We start from the raw sequence: 16544 nt of genomic DNA on the forward strand, positions 1-16544 counted from the left end.
CCGACAAGCGGCACCTCCGGAGAATCGAAAATTTGTTACCTTCCGGGCTGCGGAAGATGTCACAAACTCCGCTAGAATCACGCCTCCGAAGCCGCCCGAAACCAGATGTCGGATCCAACGAAGCCCACCAATGAATGCGCTGTACTGTTTGCCGACCTGGTCGGCAGCACTCAGCTCTATCAGCGCGTGGGCGATACATCTGCCTTCGAACTCGTCGACCGCTGCATCCGCACGATGCGGATCGCCGTCGAGACCAAACGTGGGCGCGTGGTCAAGCACACCGGCGACGGCCTGATGGCGGTCTTCCGTGACGCCGACAGCGCAGCCGACGCCACCCTCGCGATCCACCAGACGGTCAAGGAGCTGCCCTCCGGCCCCGATCAAAAGCTCGCCGTGCGGATCGGCTTTCACTTCGGCGGCGTGGTCGCGAGTGGCACCGACGTCTTCGGTGAAACGGTCAATTTTGCGGCCCGCCTCGCCGAGCTCGCCTCTCCCGGCAAGGCCATCACCTCCGCCGAAACCGCCCGCCGCCTGGGCCCGGAATGGCGCTCCGTGATTCACACCCTGCCGCCGCGGGTCATCCGCGGCCTGTCCAAGCCGGCCGACCTGTGCGAGGTGATGTGCGAGGCCGTTGGTGAGCTCACCGTCGTCCAGAACGACCACTTCCTCCTCGAAACCGAGCCGGAGCTGCGGCTCTACATGGATTCGAAATCGGTGGTGCTCAACTCCACCCGGCCCAGCGCCCGCATCGGGCGTGATCCGCTGGCCGATCTGGTGGTCGGCGACACGCAATCGTCCCGCCGCCACGCCGAGATCGAGCTGCGCGGCGACAAGTTCGTGCTGATCGACCGCAGCAGCAACGGCACTTTTGTGCAGATCGAGGGCGAGCGCGAGTTCCTGCTCTCCCGTGAGGAAGTCGTGCTGCGCGGACGCGGCCAGTTCGCCCTCGGGCGCAGCTGCGCCAACAGCCCCCAGATCGTCAGCTTCGTCTGCATCTGAGCACCCCCTAGCCCTCCGCGAGGGCGAGTGAAACCTGGGGCACCGCGTCTCCCGAAAAGCCGCAGGCAAGGCCTGCAGCCCTCTCACTCAACGGGTCAGCGCAGCCTCGAGCGCCTTGCCCGCCAGTTCGACCGCCTCGGCCGATTGCCGGAAGAGTTTTCCCAGCGTGAAGAAGCCATGAACCATGCCGTCGAATTCGTGCAGGGTCACCGGCACGCCGGCAGACTCGAGGGCTGACGCGTATGCCTTGCAATCGTCGGTGAGCGGGTCGCAGCCGGCCGTGATGAGGACCGCCGGCGGCAGATCATCGAAACGCCCGGCCAGCAGCGGCGACGCCCGCCAATCCTGCCGGTCCCCGGGCTCCGGCAGGTACTTCTCGCAAAACCAGTCGAGGGTTTCGTTGTCCAGAAAGTAACCATCGCAATAGGCGAGCCGCGAGGGGCGCTGGCTGAGGATCTCGGTGCACGGGTAGATCAGCAACTGCAGGCGCGCCCGGGGGCCGAGTTCGTCGCGCAGCTGGAGTGCCGTCACCGCACTCAGGGTGCCGCCGGCGCTGTCGCCGACGAGCGCAAAGCGAGCCGGATCGATGCCGAGCAGGCCAGCGTTCTCGAGCGACCAGACGACCGCATGGTGGGCGTCATTCACCGCCGCCGGGAACGGATGCTCCGGCGCCAGCCGGTAATCCACCGACAGCACCGCCACGCCCGAATGGTTGGCCAATTCGCGGCACAGCACGTCGTAGCTGGGGATGTTTCCCACGCACCAGCCACCGCCATGGAAGTAGAAGGCGATCGGCAGCACGTCGTCAGGCCCCGCGGAAATCGGACGATAGAGCCGCGCCATCAGCACACCACCCCCATGCACGCCGGGAATCGGCACCTCGGTCACCGACGCCACCGCGGGCGCCACGGGCCGCAAGGCAAACTGGAGTTTTTCAAAGGAGTGACGAGCCTGATGCACATCGAGCTCATGAAAGCGCGGGGCACCAATGCGGTACACCATGTCGAGCAAGGCTTGGGCTTGAGGGTCGAGGGCCATGACGGGTATCCGGATGATCAATGAATCAGGGCTGGCAACAAGCGGCCTGCCGCAGTGCAGCATTGTAAACCACTCCAGGCCGCCGCCTCATCCGGGCGCCACCGGGAGCCAGCCGCTTGCGCACCCCAAATAAAATTAGTCTTTGCTAATATGATCGCCGAAACATCTTCGGCAACCCCATACCCGACCGCCAAACCTTCAATCCACACAGACAGGAGCACCATGAAAACCGCCCACGATCTGGTCATGGCCGCCAAGGCCCGCACCCAGGAAGTCTCCCTCGACGATGCAGACGAAGCGATCCGCGACGCAGACGTGCTGATCGACGTACGCGAAGCCGACGAATTCGCCGCCGGCCATCTCCCCGGTGCCGTTCATATCGCCCGCGGCCTGCTCGAGTTCAAGCTCAGCGGCGACCCGGACCTGAGCGCCCGCGACCTCAAGCTCGTTGTGTATTGCAAGACCGGCGGCCGCGCGGCCCTCGCCGCCTGTACGCTGCACGACATGGGTTATCTACACGTGAAATCGATCGCCGGCGGCTTCGACGGCTGGGCCAGCGCCGGCAAGCCGGTTGCAAAGCCGAGCCTGCCGAGCTTCGACTGAAACCCGGAACACGGGGAGGCTAACGGCCTCCCTTGCTGAAGATCCGCGCGCGCAAGAACGCCACGCAGCACGAGGGCTCGCAGCGAAATCAGAAATGCAGGAATGTGAATGCCAGAGAGCCACGCCACCCAGGCCTGACGAGGCTTCATGAGAACCAGCCATCTCTGCAAGGCAGCGCCCTAAGCCACTGCGGGAGAGACCCGGTTTTGGATATAATCGTGGGTTTTCTGGTGCCGGGAGTGGGACTCGAACCCACACACCTTGCGGCGGCGGATTTTGAATCCGCTGCGTCTACCGATTCCGCCATCCCGGCACAGAAGCGCCGCATTATCTACGAAACCTCTCAGCGCATCAACTCATGGCCTGGACTCTCGACGATTTCGATTACCCGCTCCCGCAAGAACTGATCGCCCAGGCACCGCTCGCTCGCCGCACCGACAGCCGGCTGCTACGGGTCTCGCCGCAACTTGCCGATCTGCATTTCTCCGACCTGCCCAGCCTCCTGGCGCCCGGCGACCTCCTCGTCTTCAACGATACCCGCGTGATCCACGCCCGCCTGTTCGGCACCAAGGACACCGGCGGCCAGGTCGAGGTGATGATCGAACGCCCCCTCGGCCCCCACGAGGCCCTGGCCCAGATCCGCGCCAGCAAGTCACCCAAGCCCGGCACCCGGCTGCGCCTCGAAGACGCTCTCGACGTGGAGGTGCTCGGGCGCGCCGGCGAGTTCTTCCACCTGCGTTTTCCCGACGGCGACGACCTCATCGCGCTCCTCGAACGCCACGGGCGCCTGCCGCTGCCACCCTACATCGAGCGTGCCGCCGGCGACACCGACGAGTCCCGCTATCAAACCGTCTATGCCCGCAACCCGGGCTCCGTCGCCGCGCCCACCGCTGGCCTGCACTTCGACGAAGCCCTGCTCGCCCGGCTGGCCGAGCACGGCGTGAACACCGCCTACGTGACGCTCAACGTGGGCGCCGGCACCTTCCAGCCGGTGCGGGTGCACGACCTCTCCGAGCACAAGATGCACACCGAGGCCTACTTCGTGCCCCAGGCCACCGTCGACGCCATCGCCGCCACCAAGGCCGCTGGCAAGCGGGTGGTGTGTGTCGGCACGACCAGCATGCGGGCCCTCGAATCCGCCGCCCGCAGCGGCAATCTGGTGGCCGGCGAGGCCGAGAGCGACCTCTTCATCCTGCCCGGCTATCAGTTCCAGGTGGCCGACGCCCTCGTCACCAACTTCCACCTGCCCAAATCCACCCTGCTGATGCTCGTCTCCGCCCTGGCCGGCGTCGACGTCATCCGCCGCGCCTACGCCCACGCCGTCGCCGCCAGATACCGCTTCTTCAGCTACGGCGACGCCATGTTCTTGACCCGGGATTCCGCATGAAATACGAACTCCTCGCCACCGACGGCGCCGCCCGTCGCGGCCGCCTGACCCTCAACCACGGCACCGTCGACACCCCCGCCTTCATGCCGGTGGGCACCTACGGCACGGTCAAGGGCATCTCGCCGCAAGATCTGCGCGATATCGGCGCCCAGATCTGCCTGGGCAATACCTTCCACCTGTGGCTGCGCCCGGGGCTGGAAGTCATTAAAGCCTTCGGCGGCCTGCACCAGTTCATGGCCTGGGACGGCCCCATCCTCACCGACTCCGGCGGCTTCCAGGTGTTCTCCCTGGGCGCGCTGCGCAAGATCACCGAAGAAGGCGTGCGCTTTTCCTCGCCGGTCAATGGCGACAAGCTCTTCCTGACCCCCGAGGAATCCATGCGCATCCAGAAGGTGCTCAACTCCGACGTGGTGATGATCTTCGACGAATGCACGCCCTACCCTGCCAGCGTGCCCGAGGCCGCCGACTCGATGCGCCTGTCGCTGCGCTGGGCCCGGCGCTCCCGCGACGAGTTCGACCGCCTCGAAAACAACAACGCGCTCTTCGGCATCGTGCAGGGCGGCATGTACGAAAACCTGCGCGACGAATCCCTCGCTGGCCTCACCGACATCGGCTTCCACGGCTACGCCATCGGCGGCCTGTCGGTCGGCGAGCCCAAGGAGGACATGCAGCGCATCCTCCACCACACCGCGCCGCGCCTGCCCGTCGACAAGCCCCGCTACCTGATGGGCGTCGGCACCCCCGAAGATCTGGTCTTCTCGGTGCAGGCCGGCATCGACATGTTCGACTGCGTGATGCCCACCCGCAACGCCCGCAACGGCTGGCTGTTCACCCGTCACGGCGACGTGAAGATCCGCAACGCCGTGCACAAGAAGGACACCCGACCCATCGACGAGTCCTGCGACTGCTACACCTGCCGCAACTTCTCGCGGGGCTACCTGCACCACCTCAACCGGCTCAACGAGATCCTTGGTGCCCGCCTCGCCACCATCCACAACCTGCACTACTACCAGCAGCTGATGCGCGAACTGCGCGACGCCATCGCCAGCGGCACCCTCACCGACTACGTCGCGCGCTTCCACCGGGAGCGGGCAGGAGGCTAGATGGGGAATGGGCAATAGGAGGTGGGAAGTGGGCCGGTGTCAGCCCATTTGCGCTTAGGGTCAGAATCGCGCGGATCTCGGGCAAGGGCTCGCGCCCCACTCCCTGCTTCCCATTTCCAACTCCCCACCCACGCCACGCTATAATCCGCGCTTTTCCCCGATTCCGCCCCATGCAGGTTTTCCGTGGCATTCCCGAGCGCGCCGAACACGGCTGCGTGCTGACCATCGGCAATTTCGATGGCGTGCACCGCGGCCACCAGGCCTTGCTGACGAAGCTTACCGACAAGGCCCGGGTAACCGGCCTGCCCTCCGCGGTCCTCACCTTCGAGCCCCATCCGCGGGAATTCTTCGCCCACGACAACCGGCCGCGGCGCCTCACCTCGCTGCGCGAGAAGATCCAGCTTCTCGCTGCTCATGGTGTCGATCGGCTCTACATCGCCCGCTTCAACACGCGCTTCGCCGGCCTCACCGCCGAGCAGTTCATCGAGGACGTGCTGATCCACGGCCTCGGCGTGCGCCATTTGTTGATCGGCGACGACTTCTGCTTCGGCAAGGCCCGCAAGGGTGATTTCGCCATGCTCCAGGCCGCCGGGCAGCAAACCGGCTTCACAGTCGAAGCCATGCACACCCTGGTCCATGAGGGCGAGCGGGTCTCCAGTTCGGCGGTGCGCGCCGCCCTGCTCGAGGGCGACATGCCCCACGCCGCGCGCCTGCTGGGCCGCCCTTACAGCATCAGCGGGCGGGTGATGCACGGCGACAAGATCGGCCGCACCATCGGCTTCCCCACCGCCAACATCCAGCTCAAGCACCGCAGCCCGCCGCTGATGGGCATCTACACCGTGAGCGTCGAAGGCCTCGCCGACAAGCCCTGGCCCGGCGTGGCCAGCGTCGGCGTGCGCCCCACCATCAACGACGCCGGCCGCCCGACCCTCGAGGTGCACCTCTTCGACTGGCACGCCGACTGCTACGACGCCCACCTGCGGGTGAACTTCCTCGTCAAGCAGCGCGACGAAGAACGCTACGACAACCTGGCCGACCTCACCGCCCAGATCGCCCGCGACGCCGACCAGGCGCGCGCCTACTTCGCCCAGAATCCCCTCTGAATTCACAGGCAGCACAGACCATGTCCGACACCCGCAAGACCCTGAACCTGCCCGACACGCCCTTCCCGATGCGCGGCGACCTCGCCAAGCGCGAGCCCAACTGGATCGCCGAGTGGCAGCAGAAGAAGCTCTACGAAAAGATCCGCCAGGTCTCCAAGGGCCGCCCCAAGTTCGTGCTGCACGACGGCCCGCCCTACGCCAACGGCAGCATCCACATCGGCCACGCGCTCAACAAGATCCTCAAGGACATCATCGTCCGCTCCCGCACCATGGCCGGCTTCGACGCCCCCTACGTGCCGGGCTGGGACTGCCACGGCCTGCCGATCGAGCACAAGGTCGAGGTCACCCACGGCAAGGGCCTGCCCGCCGACAAGGTGCGTGAGCTGTGCCGCGCCTACGCCCACGAGCAGATCGCCGAGCAGAAGAAGGACTTCATCCGCCTCGGCGTGCTGGGCGACTGGGACAAGCCCTACCGCACCCTCGACTTCGGCAACGAAGCCGGCGAAGTGCGCGCACTGGCCGAAATGGTCAAGCGCGGCTGGGTCTTCAAGGGCCTCAAGCCCGTCAACTGGTGCTTCGACTGCGGCTCCGCCCTCGCCGAAGCCGAGGTCGAATACCAGGACAAGCAGAGCCCGGCGATCGACGTGGGCTTCAAGTGCGTCGACGCCGACCAGCTCGCCGCCGCCTTCGGCCTGGCCGAGCTGCCCGCCGGCAAGGACGCCTTCGCCGTCATCTGGACCACCACGCCCTGGACGATCCCCGCCAACCAGGCCCTCAACGTACACCCCGAGCACGAATACGCGCTGGTCGACACCCCCCGCGGCCTGCTGGTGCTGATGACCGAGCTCACCGAAGCCAGCCTCAAGCGCTTCGGCCTCGAGGGCAGCATCGTCGCCCGCACGAGCGGCGCCAAGCTCGACAAGATCCGCTTCCAGCACCCCTTCTACGACCGCCAGTCGCCCGTCTTCGTGGCCGACTACGTGGGCCTCGACGCCGGCACCGGCATCGTCCACTCGGCCCCGGCCTACGGCGTCGACGACTTCAACAGCTGCAAGGCCAACGGCTTCACCAACGACGACATCCTGAGCCCGGTGCAGAGCAACGGCGTGTACGCCGAATCCCTGCCCTTCTTCGGCGGGCTGCACATCTGGAAGGCCAACCCGGTCATCGTCGAAAAGCTGCAGGAAGTCGGCGCGCTGTTCTCCCACGAGAAGCTCAGCCACAGCTACATGCACTGCTGGCGCCACAAGACGCCGCTGATCTACCGCGCCACCGCCCAGTGGTTCGTCGGCATGGACTTGAAGCCCAACGGCGGCCCCAGCCTGCGCGAACTCGCGCTGCAGGGCGTCGAGTCCACCCGCTTCTTCCCGGCCTGGGGCCAGGCGCGGCTGCACGCGATGATCGCCAACCGGCCGGACTGGTGCATCTCGCGCCAGCGCAACTGGGGCGTGCCGATCCCCTTCTTCCTGCACCGCGAAACCGGCGAGCTCCACCCGCGCACCGTGGAGCTGATGGAAGACGTCGCCAAGCGCATCGAACTCGAAGGCATCGAGGCCTGGTTCAAGCTCGACCCGGCCGAGCTGCTCGGCAATGAGGCCGCCGACTACGAAAAGATCAGCGACACCCTCGACGTGTGGTTCGACTCCGGCACCACCCACTGGCACGTGCTGCGCGGCTCCCACAACGACGGCCACGCCAGCGGCCCGCGCGCCGACCTGTACCTCGAGGGCTCCGACCAGCACCGCGGCTGGTTCCACTCGTCGCTGCTCACCGGCTGCGCGATCGACGGCCACCCGCCCTACAAGGCGCTGCTGACCCACGGCTTCGCCGTGGACGGTGCCGGCCGCAAGATGAGCAAGTCCCTCGGCAACGTGGTCGTGCCGCAGGAAGTCACCGGCAAGCTGGGCGCCGAGATCCTGCGCCTGTGGGTGGCCTCCACCGACTACTCCGGCGAGCTGTCGATCTCCAAGGAGATCCTCGACCGGGTGGTCGAAGTCTACCGCCGCCTGCGCAACACCCTGCGCTTCCTGCTCGCCAACACCGCCGACTTCAACCCGGCCACCGACATGTTGCCGGTCGCCGAGTGGCTCGAGATCGACCGCTACGCCCTGGCCCTCACGCGCAAGCTGCAAGGCCAGGCCGAGGCCGACTATAGCCGCTTCGAGTTCCACCGCATCGTCCAGGCGCTGCAGAACTTTGCCTCCGAAGACCTCGGCGCGGTCTACCTAGACGTGCTGAAGGACCGCCTCTACACCACCGCCGCCAGCTCCCCGGCGCGCCGCTCGGCCCAGAGCGCGCTGTGGCACATCCTGCAATCGGTGGTGCGGCTGATGGCGCCGATCCTCTCCTTCACCGCCGAAGAAATCTGGCTGCTCCTCGGCAAAAACCCGGAAGACAGCGTGATGCTGCACCTCTTCCACGCCCTGCCCGAGCAGGAGGGCGAGGAAGGCCTGCTGGCCCGCTGGACGGCCATCCGCGCGGTCCGCGCCGACGTGCAGAAGGAGATCGAAGCCGTCCGCGCCGCCGGCCAGGTCGGCTCGTCGCTGCAGGCCGAGGTCGAGATCCGCGCCGCCGGCGACAACTTCGAGCTCCTCGCCAGCCTCGGCGACGATCTCCGCTTCGTGCTGATCTGCTCCAAGGCCACCGTCGTCCAGGTCGCCTCCGACGCCGACGCGGCCATCGTCGTCACGCCGTCGGCCCACAAGAAGTGCGAGCGCTGCTGGCACTACCGCGACGACGTCGGCCACGACGCCGCCCACCCGGAACTTTGCGGCCGCTGCACGTCAAACCTGCACGGCGCCGGCGAAGCCCGCCGCGTCGCGTAAACCCGACCAACCCGCAGGAGCGATGCCCTTGAAACTACGCCTCGGCAACTGGATCGGCCTCGCGGCCATCGTCGTGCTGGTCGACCAATGGACCAAACACCTCGTCCGCGGCGCCCTGCGCAACGGCGAGGTGATCCGCGTCACCGACTGGTTCGACCTGGTGCTGGCCTTCAACCCCGGCGCCGCGTTCAGCCTGCTGGCCGACCAGTCCGGCTGGCAACGCTGGTTCTTTGTTGCGCTGGCCGCTGTGATCTGCGGCTGGCTGCTGCGCCTGCTGGCGCGGCACCAGCATGAGTTCCTGCAGCCGCTGGCCTTCTCGCTGATCATCGGCGGCGCCATCGGCAACGTCATCGACCGCTTCGTCTTCGGCGCGGTGGTCGACTTCCTGTATTTCCACATCGGCCGCTACGGCTGGCCGGCCTTCAACGTGGCGGACTCCGCCATCTGCGTGGGGGTTGCGCTGATGATCCTGGCCCAGCTCCGCGAACATCGCCACCTCCACGCCCAAGAGAAACTTTCATGACCCAGATCGTCCAGCCCGACAGCCTGCTCACGCTGCACTACCGCATCTCCCTCGAGAACGGCCAGCCCCTCATCAGCACCTTCGAGTCCACCCCGGCCACCATGCAGCTCGGCCGTGGCGACATCGCCCCGACCCTCGAACGCTGCCTCGCCGGCGTCACCGTCGGCGAGCTTCACACCTTCCTGCTCGAGCCCGAAAACGCCTTCGGCACCCACCGCGAAGACCTGGTCGAGAAGGTGCGCCTCGAAGACTTCCCCGACGGCGCCGAAGTCGAGCCGATGGTCATCATGGAATTCACCGCCCCCGACGGCACCCGCTACCCCGGCCTGATCCGCGAAGTGCTCGACACCCACGCGGTGATCGACTTCAACCACCCGCTGGCCGGCAAGTCGATCCGCTTCGAAGTCGAAGTGATCGGCATCAACTGAGCCCCGAGGCCACCATGGAAGTCTTGCTCGCCACCCCGCGTGGCTTCTGCGCCGGCGTCGAACGGGCCATCGAGATCGTCGAACGGGCGATCGCCCTCTACGGCGCCCCGATCTACGTCCGCCACGAGGTCGTGCACAACCGCTTCGTCGTCGATGGCCTGCGCGCCAAGGGTGCCGTCTTCATCGAAGAGCTCGCCGACGTGCCCGCCGGCAACACCGTGATCTTCAGCGCCCACGGCGTGCCGCAGTCGGTGCGCAGCGAAGCCGAAGCCCGCGGCCTGCGTGTCTTCGACGCAACCTGCCCGCTGGTCACCAAGGTGCACCTCGAGGTCGCCCGCATGCGCGAGCAGGGCCGCGAGCTCATCATGATCGGCCACAAGGGCCACCCGGAGGTCGAGGGCACGATGGGCCAGGTCAAGGACGGCATCTACCTCGTCGAGAACGTCGCCGACGTGGCCGGCCTCACGCTCGCCAACCCCGACATGCTCGCCTACGTCACCCAGACCACCCTGTCGGTGGACGACGCCGGCGCCATCGTAGCGGCCCTGCGCGAACGCTTCCCGAGCATCGTCGGCCCCAAGAAGGACGACATCTGCTACGCCACCCAGAACCGCCAGGACGCCGTCAAGTTCATGGCGCCCCAGTCCGACCTGGTGCTGGTGGTCGGCTCCACCAACAGCTCCAACTCCAACCGCCTGCGCGAAGTGGCCGAGCTGCTCAAGGTTCCGGCCTATCTGGTCGATAATGCCGATGCAATCGACCCGGCCTGGATCAGTGGCCGGCAGCGCATCGGCGTCACCGCCGGCGCGTCGGCTCCGGAGGTGCTGGTCGAATCCGTCATCGCCCGGCTCAAGGAACTCGGCGCAGGCTCCGTCCGCCAGCTCGAAGGCGTGCCGGAACGCGTCACCTTCCCGCTGCCCAAGGAGCTGCAGGTCACGAACTGAGCCCGACCGCTCCGGGCCGTTTCACGCTGCTCCACCCAACGCCCGGAACTGCCCATGCCCTACGTTCAACGTGACTCCACCGGCCAGGTCGTGGCCATCTTCGCCCAGCCTGGGCCCGGCCACGACGAGCCGCTGCCCGCCGGCCACCCCGACCTCGCTGCGCTCGCCGGCGCCGGCGAGTTCGCCCACCTCGACGCCGACCTCATCCGCGTCATCGAAGACGTGGTGGATGTGCTGATCGACCGGGGCCTCCTGCGCCTCACCGACCTCCCGCCCGATGCCCAGCGCAAGCTGCTCGCCCGCAAGGGCGCCCGGGCCCGCCTGCGCGAGGGGCTCGACCTCCTGAGCCCCAACGGCGTGATCTGACCCGATGACCGACACCGCAGCCTCCGCCCCTCCCGACCCGCGCCCCGCTGCCGCAAGGGCCCACGACAAGCACTGGCAGCCGGCCGAGACCGCCACCCACGAAGACCCCCTGCTGGACGCGCTGGTCGTCATGACCCGCCTCCACGGCAAGCCCTTCACGCCCGAGGCCCTCGCGGCAGGCCTCCCTCTGGTAGACAACCGCCTGACCCCCTCGCTGCTGCCCCGCGCCGCCGCCCGGGCCGGGCTCACCGCGCGCATCGTGCGCAAGCCGCTGGCCGACATCGGCCCGGCGCTATTGCCGGCGATCCTGCTGCTCCACGACCGCAAGGCCTGCGTGCTGCTCGAACGCCTGCCGGACGGCGGCGCCCGGGTGCGCTTCCCCGAGGCCGGCGAATCGGCCCACGACCTCTCCGCCGACGCGCTCGCCGCGCTGTACACCGGCCTGGTGTGCTTCGTGCGCCCGCGCTTCCGCTTCGAGGCCCGCGCCCCGCAGGTGCGCGCGCTGCGCGCCAACCACTGGTTCTGGGGCACCGTCGCCGAAAACTGGCGCCTCTACCGCGACACCCTGCTCGCCGCCCTGGTGGTAAACCTCTTCGCGCTGGCGATCCCGATGTTCTCGATGACGGTCTACGACCGCGTCGTGCCCAACCACGCCGTCGAAACCCTGTGGGTGCTGGCCGTTGGCGCGGTGCTGGTGCTCGGCTTCGACTTCATGCTGCGCACGCTGCGGGCCTACATCGTCGATAGCGCCGGCAAGCGCATCGACGTGCAGCTCTCGGCGCGCATCATGGAAAAGGTGCTCGGCCTGCGCATGGACGCCCGCCCCGCCTCGGTGGGCTCCTTTGCCGCCAACCTGCGCGCCTTCGAGGGTGTGCGCGACTTCATCGCCTCGGCCACCGTCACCACCCTCATCGACCTGCCCTTCGTGCTGCTGTTCCTGCTGGTGATGGCGTGGATCTCGCCGTGGCTGCTGCTGCCGCCGGTGGTGGGCATCCTGCTGGTGCTGTTCGCGACCCTGGTCACCCAGAACAAGATGCACGAGCTCACCGAAACCACCTACCGGGCCAGCGCCCAGCGCAACGCCACCCTCGTCGAGAGCCTGGTCGGCCTCGAAACCGTCAAGACCCTCGGCGCCGAGAGCCAGATCCAGCGCCAGTGGGAACGGGCCTCGCTGTTCATCGCCCAGATCGGCGGGCGGCTCAAGCTGCTGTCGGCGGGCACCGTCAATTTTGCGCAGTTCATGCAGCAGCTGGTCAATGTGGCGGTGATCATCGTCGGTGTGTATGAGCTCGCCAACAACAACATGAGCATGGGCGGCATCATCGCCGCCTCGATGCTCTCCGGCCGCGCCATGGCGCCGCTCGGCCAGGTGGCCGGGCTGATGATGCAATACCAGAACGCCCGCACCTCCCTGGCGTCGGTGAACACCCACATGGAGCTCCCCGTCGAGCGCCCCGACGGCGCCAACTTCGTGCATCGCCCCAGCTTCAAGGGCGACATCGAGTTCAAGGACGTCAGCTTCTGCTACCCCGGCCGCGACCAGGCGGTGCTCAAGAAGGTCAGTTTCAGCCTCAAGGCCGGCGAGAAGGTGGGCATCATCGGCCGCATCGGCTCGGGCAAGACCACCATCGAGAAGCTCGTGCTGGGCCTCTACCAGCCCACCGAAGGCGCCATCCTGATCGACGGCATCGACGCCCGCCAGATCGACCCGGCCGAGCTGCGCCGCGCCATCGGCTTCGTGCCCCAGGACGTCACGCTATTCTATGGGACGCTCAAGCACAACATCGCGATGGGCGCGCCCTTCGCCGACGACAGCGCGATCCTCGCGGCGGCCGAGCTGGCCGGCGTGCGGGAGTTCGCCAACACCCACCCGGAGGGCTTCGACATGCCCATCGGCGAGCGCGGCGAATCCCTCTCCGGCGGCCAGCGCCAGGCCGTGGCGATCGCCCGCGCGCTGCTCAACGACCCGCCGGTGCTGCTCCTCGACGAACCCTCCAGCAGCATGGACCACCAGAGCGAGGAAGGCCTCAAGCAGCGGCTGCGCGGCTTCGCCAGCCACAAGACGATCATCCTCGTCACCCACCGCACCTCGCTGCTCGACCTGGTCGACCGGCTCATCGTGCTCGACCAAGGGCAGATCGTCGCCGACGGCCCGAAGGCCCAGGTCGTCGAGGCGCTTCAGCACGGCCGCATCGGGCGCGCGGGGTAAGCCATGAGACTCGTCCCCACCTTCCTCCGCCCCGCCTGTGACGCCCTCTACCAGCGCGCCTCCCGCGGCTTCGACCGCATCCTCGACGGTGTCGAGAAGCGCGAGATCCACGACGATTCCGACTACCTCGCCGACGCTGAGTGGGCGATGGCCGAGCAGAAGCTGCGCGGCAGCCGCATCGCGGTGCTGCTCACCTGCGTGGCCGTGCTGGCTCTCATCGTGTGGGCCGCCTTCGCGCCCCTCGACGAGGTCACCCGCGGCGAAGGCAAGGTCATCCCGTCCCGCCAGGTGCAGGTGATGCAGAGCCTCGACGGCGGCATCGTCTCCGAGATCCTCGTCCGCGAGGGCGAACAGGTGAAGTCCGGCCAGCTGCTGCTGAAGGTCGACCCGACCCGCTTCGTCTCCTCCCTGCGCGAGAACCGTGCCCAGTACGAAGCCCTGCTGGCCCGCGCGGCCCGCCTCACCGCGCTGGCCCACGAGAAGCCCTTCGTGCCGCCGCCCGAGCTCATCAAGAGCGCCCCGGCCCTGGTCGAGCAGGAACGCAGCGCCTACGAAGCCAAGCGCATGGAGCTCGACGCCGCCGTCGGCGTGGCGCGCCAGCAGCTGTCCCAGCGCCGCCAGGAGCTCAACGAGGTCAGCGCCCGGCGCGAGCAGGCCACCCAGAGCTACAACCTCACCGCCCGCGAGCTCGAAGTCACCCGCCCCCTCGCCAAGACCGGCGCCGTCTCCGAAGTCGAGCTGCTGCGCCTCGAGCGCGACGTGGCCCGCTACCGGGGCGAGCGCGACGCCGCCGGCGCCCAGATCCCGCGCATCCAGGCCGCCATCTCGGAGGCCCAGCGCAAAATCGAGGAAGTCGAGCTCAACATGCGCAACCAGGCCCGCAATGAACTCTCCGAGACCAACGCCAAGCTGGCCGCCCTCTCGGCGGGCAGCGAGGGCCTGGCCGACCGGGTCAAGCAGGCCGAGATCCGTGCCCCCATGAACGGCACCGTCAAGCAGCTGTTCGCCAACACGGTGGGAGGCGTGGTGCAGCCGGGCAAGGAGATCATCGAGATCGTGCCCAGCGACGACGCGCTGCTCCTCGAGGCCCGCGTCCAGCCCAAGGACATCGCCTTCCTGCGCCCCGGCCAGCCGGCCCACGTCAAGTTCACCGCCTACGACTTCTCGATCTACGGCGGCCTCGACGCGACCCTCGAACACATCGGCGCCGACACCATCACCGACGACAAGGGCAACGCCTTCTACATCGTGCGGGTGCGCACCACCCAAAGCAGCATCGGCGAGGCTCACATGCCGATCATCCCCGGCATGGTGGCCGAGGTGGACATCCTCACCGGCAAGAAATCCCTCCTCAGCTACCTGATGAAGCCCGTGCTGCGCGCCAAGGCCAACGCGCTTACCGAGCGCTGAACATGCGCCGGCCCAACCGGATTCCTCCATGAGCCCCGCGGAACCGCTCCTCATCCTCACCGACGACGACCTGCTGGCCGAGCACTGGCAGGCCCTCGGCCGCTCCCCCGTCCGCGCCCGCCGGCTTGAAGACCTCGACACCTGGCGCAGCGCAGGCCACCGGCTGGTGCTGGTCGACCTCGACCCGCGCCGCGCCGACGCCCCCCTCTGGCAGCACGCCGCCTGGCAGCGCAACGCCACCGGCCTCGCCATCCTCGCCGCCTCAGCCCAGCCGAACGACGACGAAGGCCTCGCCGTGCTCAACGCCGGCGCCTGCGGCTACTGCCACACCCACGCGCCCACCACCACCCTCCGCCGGGCACTCGACGTGATCGCTGGCGGCGAGCTGTGGGTCGGCCGGGCCCTGCTCTCGCGCCTGCTACGTCTCGTCGACACCCGCCTGCCCCGCGTCGGCCTGGCCCACTGGAGCGCGCCCCTCACGGAGCGGGAGCGGGAGGTCGCCCAGCTGGCCGCCGTCGGCGACAGCAACCTCGCCATCGCCGACGCCCTCGGCATCACCGAACGCACCGTCAAGGCCCACCTCAAGGCCGTGTTCGAGAAGCTCCAGGTCGCCGACCGCCTGCAACTCGCGCTGCGGGTCCACGGCGTGCGCTGACGGCGTTCGCGTTCAGCCTTTCCGCAGCCCGGCCGTGGCGTCCGTCACGCCACCTGTCCGCGTGGACAATACCCATCGCCGGCGCCAGCCCGTAGATTCAGCCCCGACTGAAAAACCCCTACGGAGACCTCCATGGCCACCCCGACGCCCCCCGCCAGCACTTCCGCCGCCCCTGCCCCCCAGGGCACCATCGTTTTTGTCCAGGGCGAAGCCTACCTGCGGGATCGTCAGGGCAAGCTCCAGGCCATCAAGCCGGGTGACGCCGTCGCCGAAGGCCAGGAGATCGTCACCGCCGCCGGTGCCGTGGTCGACGTCCAGCTGCCGAACGGCACCAAGCTCACCGTCGGCCCCGATCGGCAGGTGCTGTTCAACGAAGAACTCCTCGCCACCAGCGCGCCGGAGCCCAGCGAGAACGTCGTCTCCAGCCTCGGCGCCGACGCCGACAAGGTCATCCAGGCCCTCAACACCGGCGGCGACCCCTTTGCCGGCCTCGAAGACCCGGCGGCGGGCCTCACCGGCGGTGGCAACAGTGACCAGACCCACGACTTCGTCCGCCTCGTCCGCATCCTCGAGGACGTCACGCCCCTCGCCTTCAGCTACACCTCGAGCAGCGACGGCATCGACTTCCTGCCGGTTAGCAGCGTCCCTGCCCAGCCCACCACGACGGCTGCCAACCAGCCCCCGGTCGCCACCGACGACCCCGCCTTCACCACCCGCGAAGACGAAGCCACCACCGTCACCGTCCTCACCAACGACAGCGACCCGGACGGCGACCCCATCAGCGTCACCCGTGCCACCGCCCCCAACGGCACCGTCACCCTCAACCCCGACGGCACGCTGCGCTACGTCCCGAACCCGGACTTCAACGGCACCGACACCATCACCTACACGATCTCCGACGGCAAGGGCGGCACCGCCACCGCCGTCGTCACCGTCGACGTGGCGCCGGTG

The 16544-nt window shown here is 68.0% G+C and carries 15 protein-coding genes and 1 tRNA gene; 14 read left to right on the plus strand and 2 right to left on the minus strand.

What is annotated here, in order from left to right; all coding sequences use genetic code 11:
• Positions 1-105 precede the first annotated feature (105 nt).
• A complete protein-coding gene (locus ZRA01_RS05580) occupies positions 106-999 on the plus strand; it encodes an adenylate/guanylate cyclase domain-containing protein (RefSeq protein ID WP_141350110.1) in 894 nt (297 codons plus the stop codon).
• Between the two features lie 87 nt (positions 1000-1086).
• Here ZRA01_RS05580 and ZRA01_RS05585 read toward each other — a convergent pair whose 3' ends face one another.
• Entirely contained in the window at positions 1087-2037 is a 951-nt protein-coding gene (locus tag ZRA01_RS05585; protein WP_141350112.1) for an alpha/beta hydrolase, read from the minus strand.
• A 222-nt stretch (positions 2038-2259) separates the two neighbouring features.
• Here ZRA01_RS05585 and ZRA01_RS05590 point away from each other — a divergent pair, with 222 nt between their 5' ends.
• Complete coding sequence (locus tag ZRA01_RS05590) at positions 2260-2640, plus strand: rhodanese-like domain-containing protein (RefSeq protein ID WP_141350113.1); 381 nt, start codon at positions 2260-2262, stop codon at positions 2638-2640.
• A 228-nt stretch (positions 2641-2868) separates the two neighbouring features.
• Here ZRA01_RS05590 and ZRA01_RS05595 read toward each other — a convergent pair.
• Positions 2869-2953, minus strand: a tRNA-Leu gene (locus ZRA01_RS05595).
• A gap of 45 nt (positions 2954-2998) precedes the next feature.
• Here ZRA01_RS05595 and queA point away from each other — a divergent pair.
• From queA to ZRA01_RS05655, 12 genes are all read left to right on the plus strand, one after another.
• Complete coding sequence (gene queA, locus ZRA01_RS05600) at positions 2999-4027, plus strand: tRNA preQ1(34) S-adenosylmethionine ribosyltransferase-isomerase QueA (protein ID WP_141350115.1); 1029 nt, start codon at positions 2999-3001, stop codon at positions 4025-4027.
• Complete coding sequence (tgt, locus tag ZRA01_RS05605) at positions 4024-5130, plus strand: tRNA guanosine(34) transglycosylase Tgt (protein ID WP_141350117.1); 1107 nt, start codon at positions 4024-4026, stop codon at positions 5128-5130. Before queA ends, tgt begins: the two co-directional genes overlap by 4 nt.
• Positions 5131-5300: 170 nt before the next feature.
• Positions 5301-6233 carry a bifunctional riboflavin kinase/FAD synthetase gene (locus tag ZRA01_RS05610; RefSeq protein ID WP_141350119.1) on the plus strand — a complete coding sequence of 311 codons (933 nt, stop codon included), beginning with the start codon at positions 5301-5303 and terminating at the stop codon, positions 6231-6233.
• A gap of 20 nt (positions 6234-6253) precedes the next feature.
• Positions 6254-9058, plus strand: a complete 2805-nt coding sequence (gene ileS / locus ZRA01_RS05615) for an isoleucine--tRNA ligase (RefSeq protein ID WP_141350121.1) — start codon at positions 6254-6256, stop codon at positions 9056-9058.
• Positions 9059-9080: 22 nt separating this feature from the next.
• On the plus strand, positions 9081-9581 hold the full coding sequence (gene lspA, locus ZRA01_RS05620; RefSeq protein ID WP_141350123.1) for a signal peptidase II: 501 nt from the start codon (positions 9081-9083) through the stop codon (positions 9579-9581).
• The gene (locus tag ZRA01_RS05625) at positions 9578-10009 is read left to right on the plus strand and encodes an FKBP-type peptidyl-prolyl cis-trans isomerase (protein WP_141350125.1); all 432 of its coding nucleotides are present in this window, start codon (positions 9578-9580) and stop codon (positions 10007-10009) included. The genes lspA and ZRA01_RS05625 overlap by 4 nt, the downstream gene beginning before the upstream one ends.
• A gap of 14 nt (positions 10010-10023) precedes the next feature.
• Positions 10024-10953 carry a 4-hydroxy-3-methylbut-2-enyl diphosphate reductase gene (gene ispH / locus ZRA01_RS05630; RefSeq protein WP_141350127.1) on the plus strand — a complete coding sequence of 310 codons (930 nt, stop codon included), beginning with the start codon at positions 10024-10026 and terminating at the stop codon, positions 10951-10953.
• A 54-nt stretch (positions 10954-11007) separates the two neighbouring features.
• Positions 11008-11319, plus strand: coding sequence for a hypothetical protein (locus tag ZRA01_RS05635; protein ID WP_218028659.1), 312 nt, complete (start codon positions 11008-11010; stop codon positions 11317-11319).
• Positions 11320-11323: 4 nt separating this feature from the next.
• On the plus strand, positions 11324-13528 hold the full coding sequence (locus ZRA01_RS05640; RefSeq protein ID WP_141350129.1) for a type I secretion system permease/ATPase: 2205 nt from the start codon (positions 11324-11326) through the stop codon (positions 13526-13528).
• A gap of 3 nt (positions 13529-13531) precedes the next feature.
• Positions 13532-14938, plus strand: coding sequence for an HlyD family type I secretion periplasmic adaptor subunit (locus ZRA01_RS05645; protein ID WP_141350131.1), 1407 nt, complete (start codon positions 13532-13534; stop codon positions 14936-14938).
• Between the two features lie 28 nt (positions 14939-14966).
• Positions 14967-15593: a helix-turn-helix transcriptional regulator gene (locus ZRA01_RS05650; RefSeq protein ID WP_141350133.1), complete on the plus strand. Its 627-nt coding sequence runs from the start codon at positions 14967-14969 to the stop codon at positions 15591-15593.
• Positions 15594-15725: 132 nt separating this feature from the next.
• The coding region (locus tag ZRA01_RS05655; RefSeq protein WP_141350135.1) for a retention module-containing protein at positions 15726-16544 on the plus strand (819 nt) is incomplete at its 3' end.

This window comes from Zoogloea ramigera, from assembly GCF_006539865.1.
In the GTDB taxonomy this organism is placed as follows: Bacteria; Pseudomonadota; Gammaproteobacteria; order Burkholderiales; family Rhodocyclaceae; genus Zoogloea; species Zoogloea ramigera.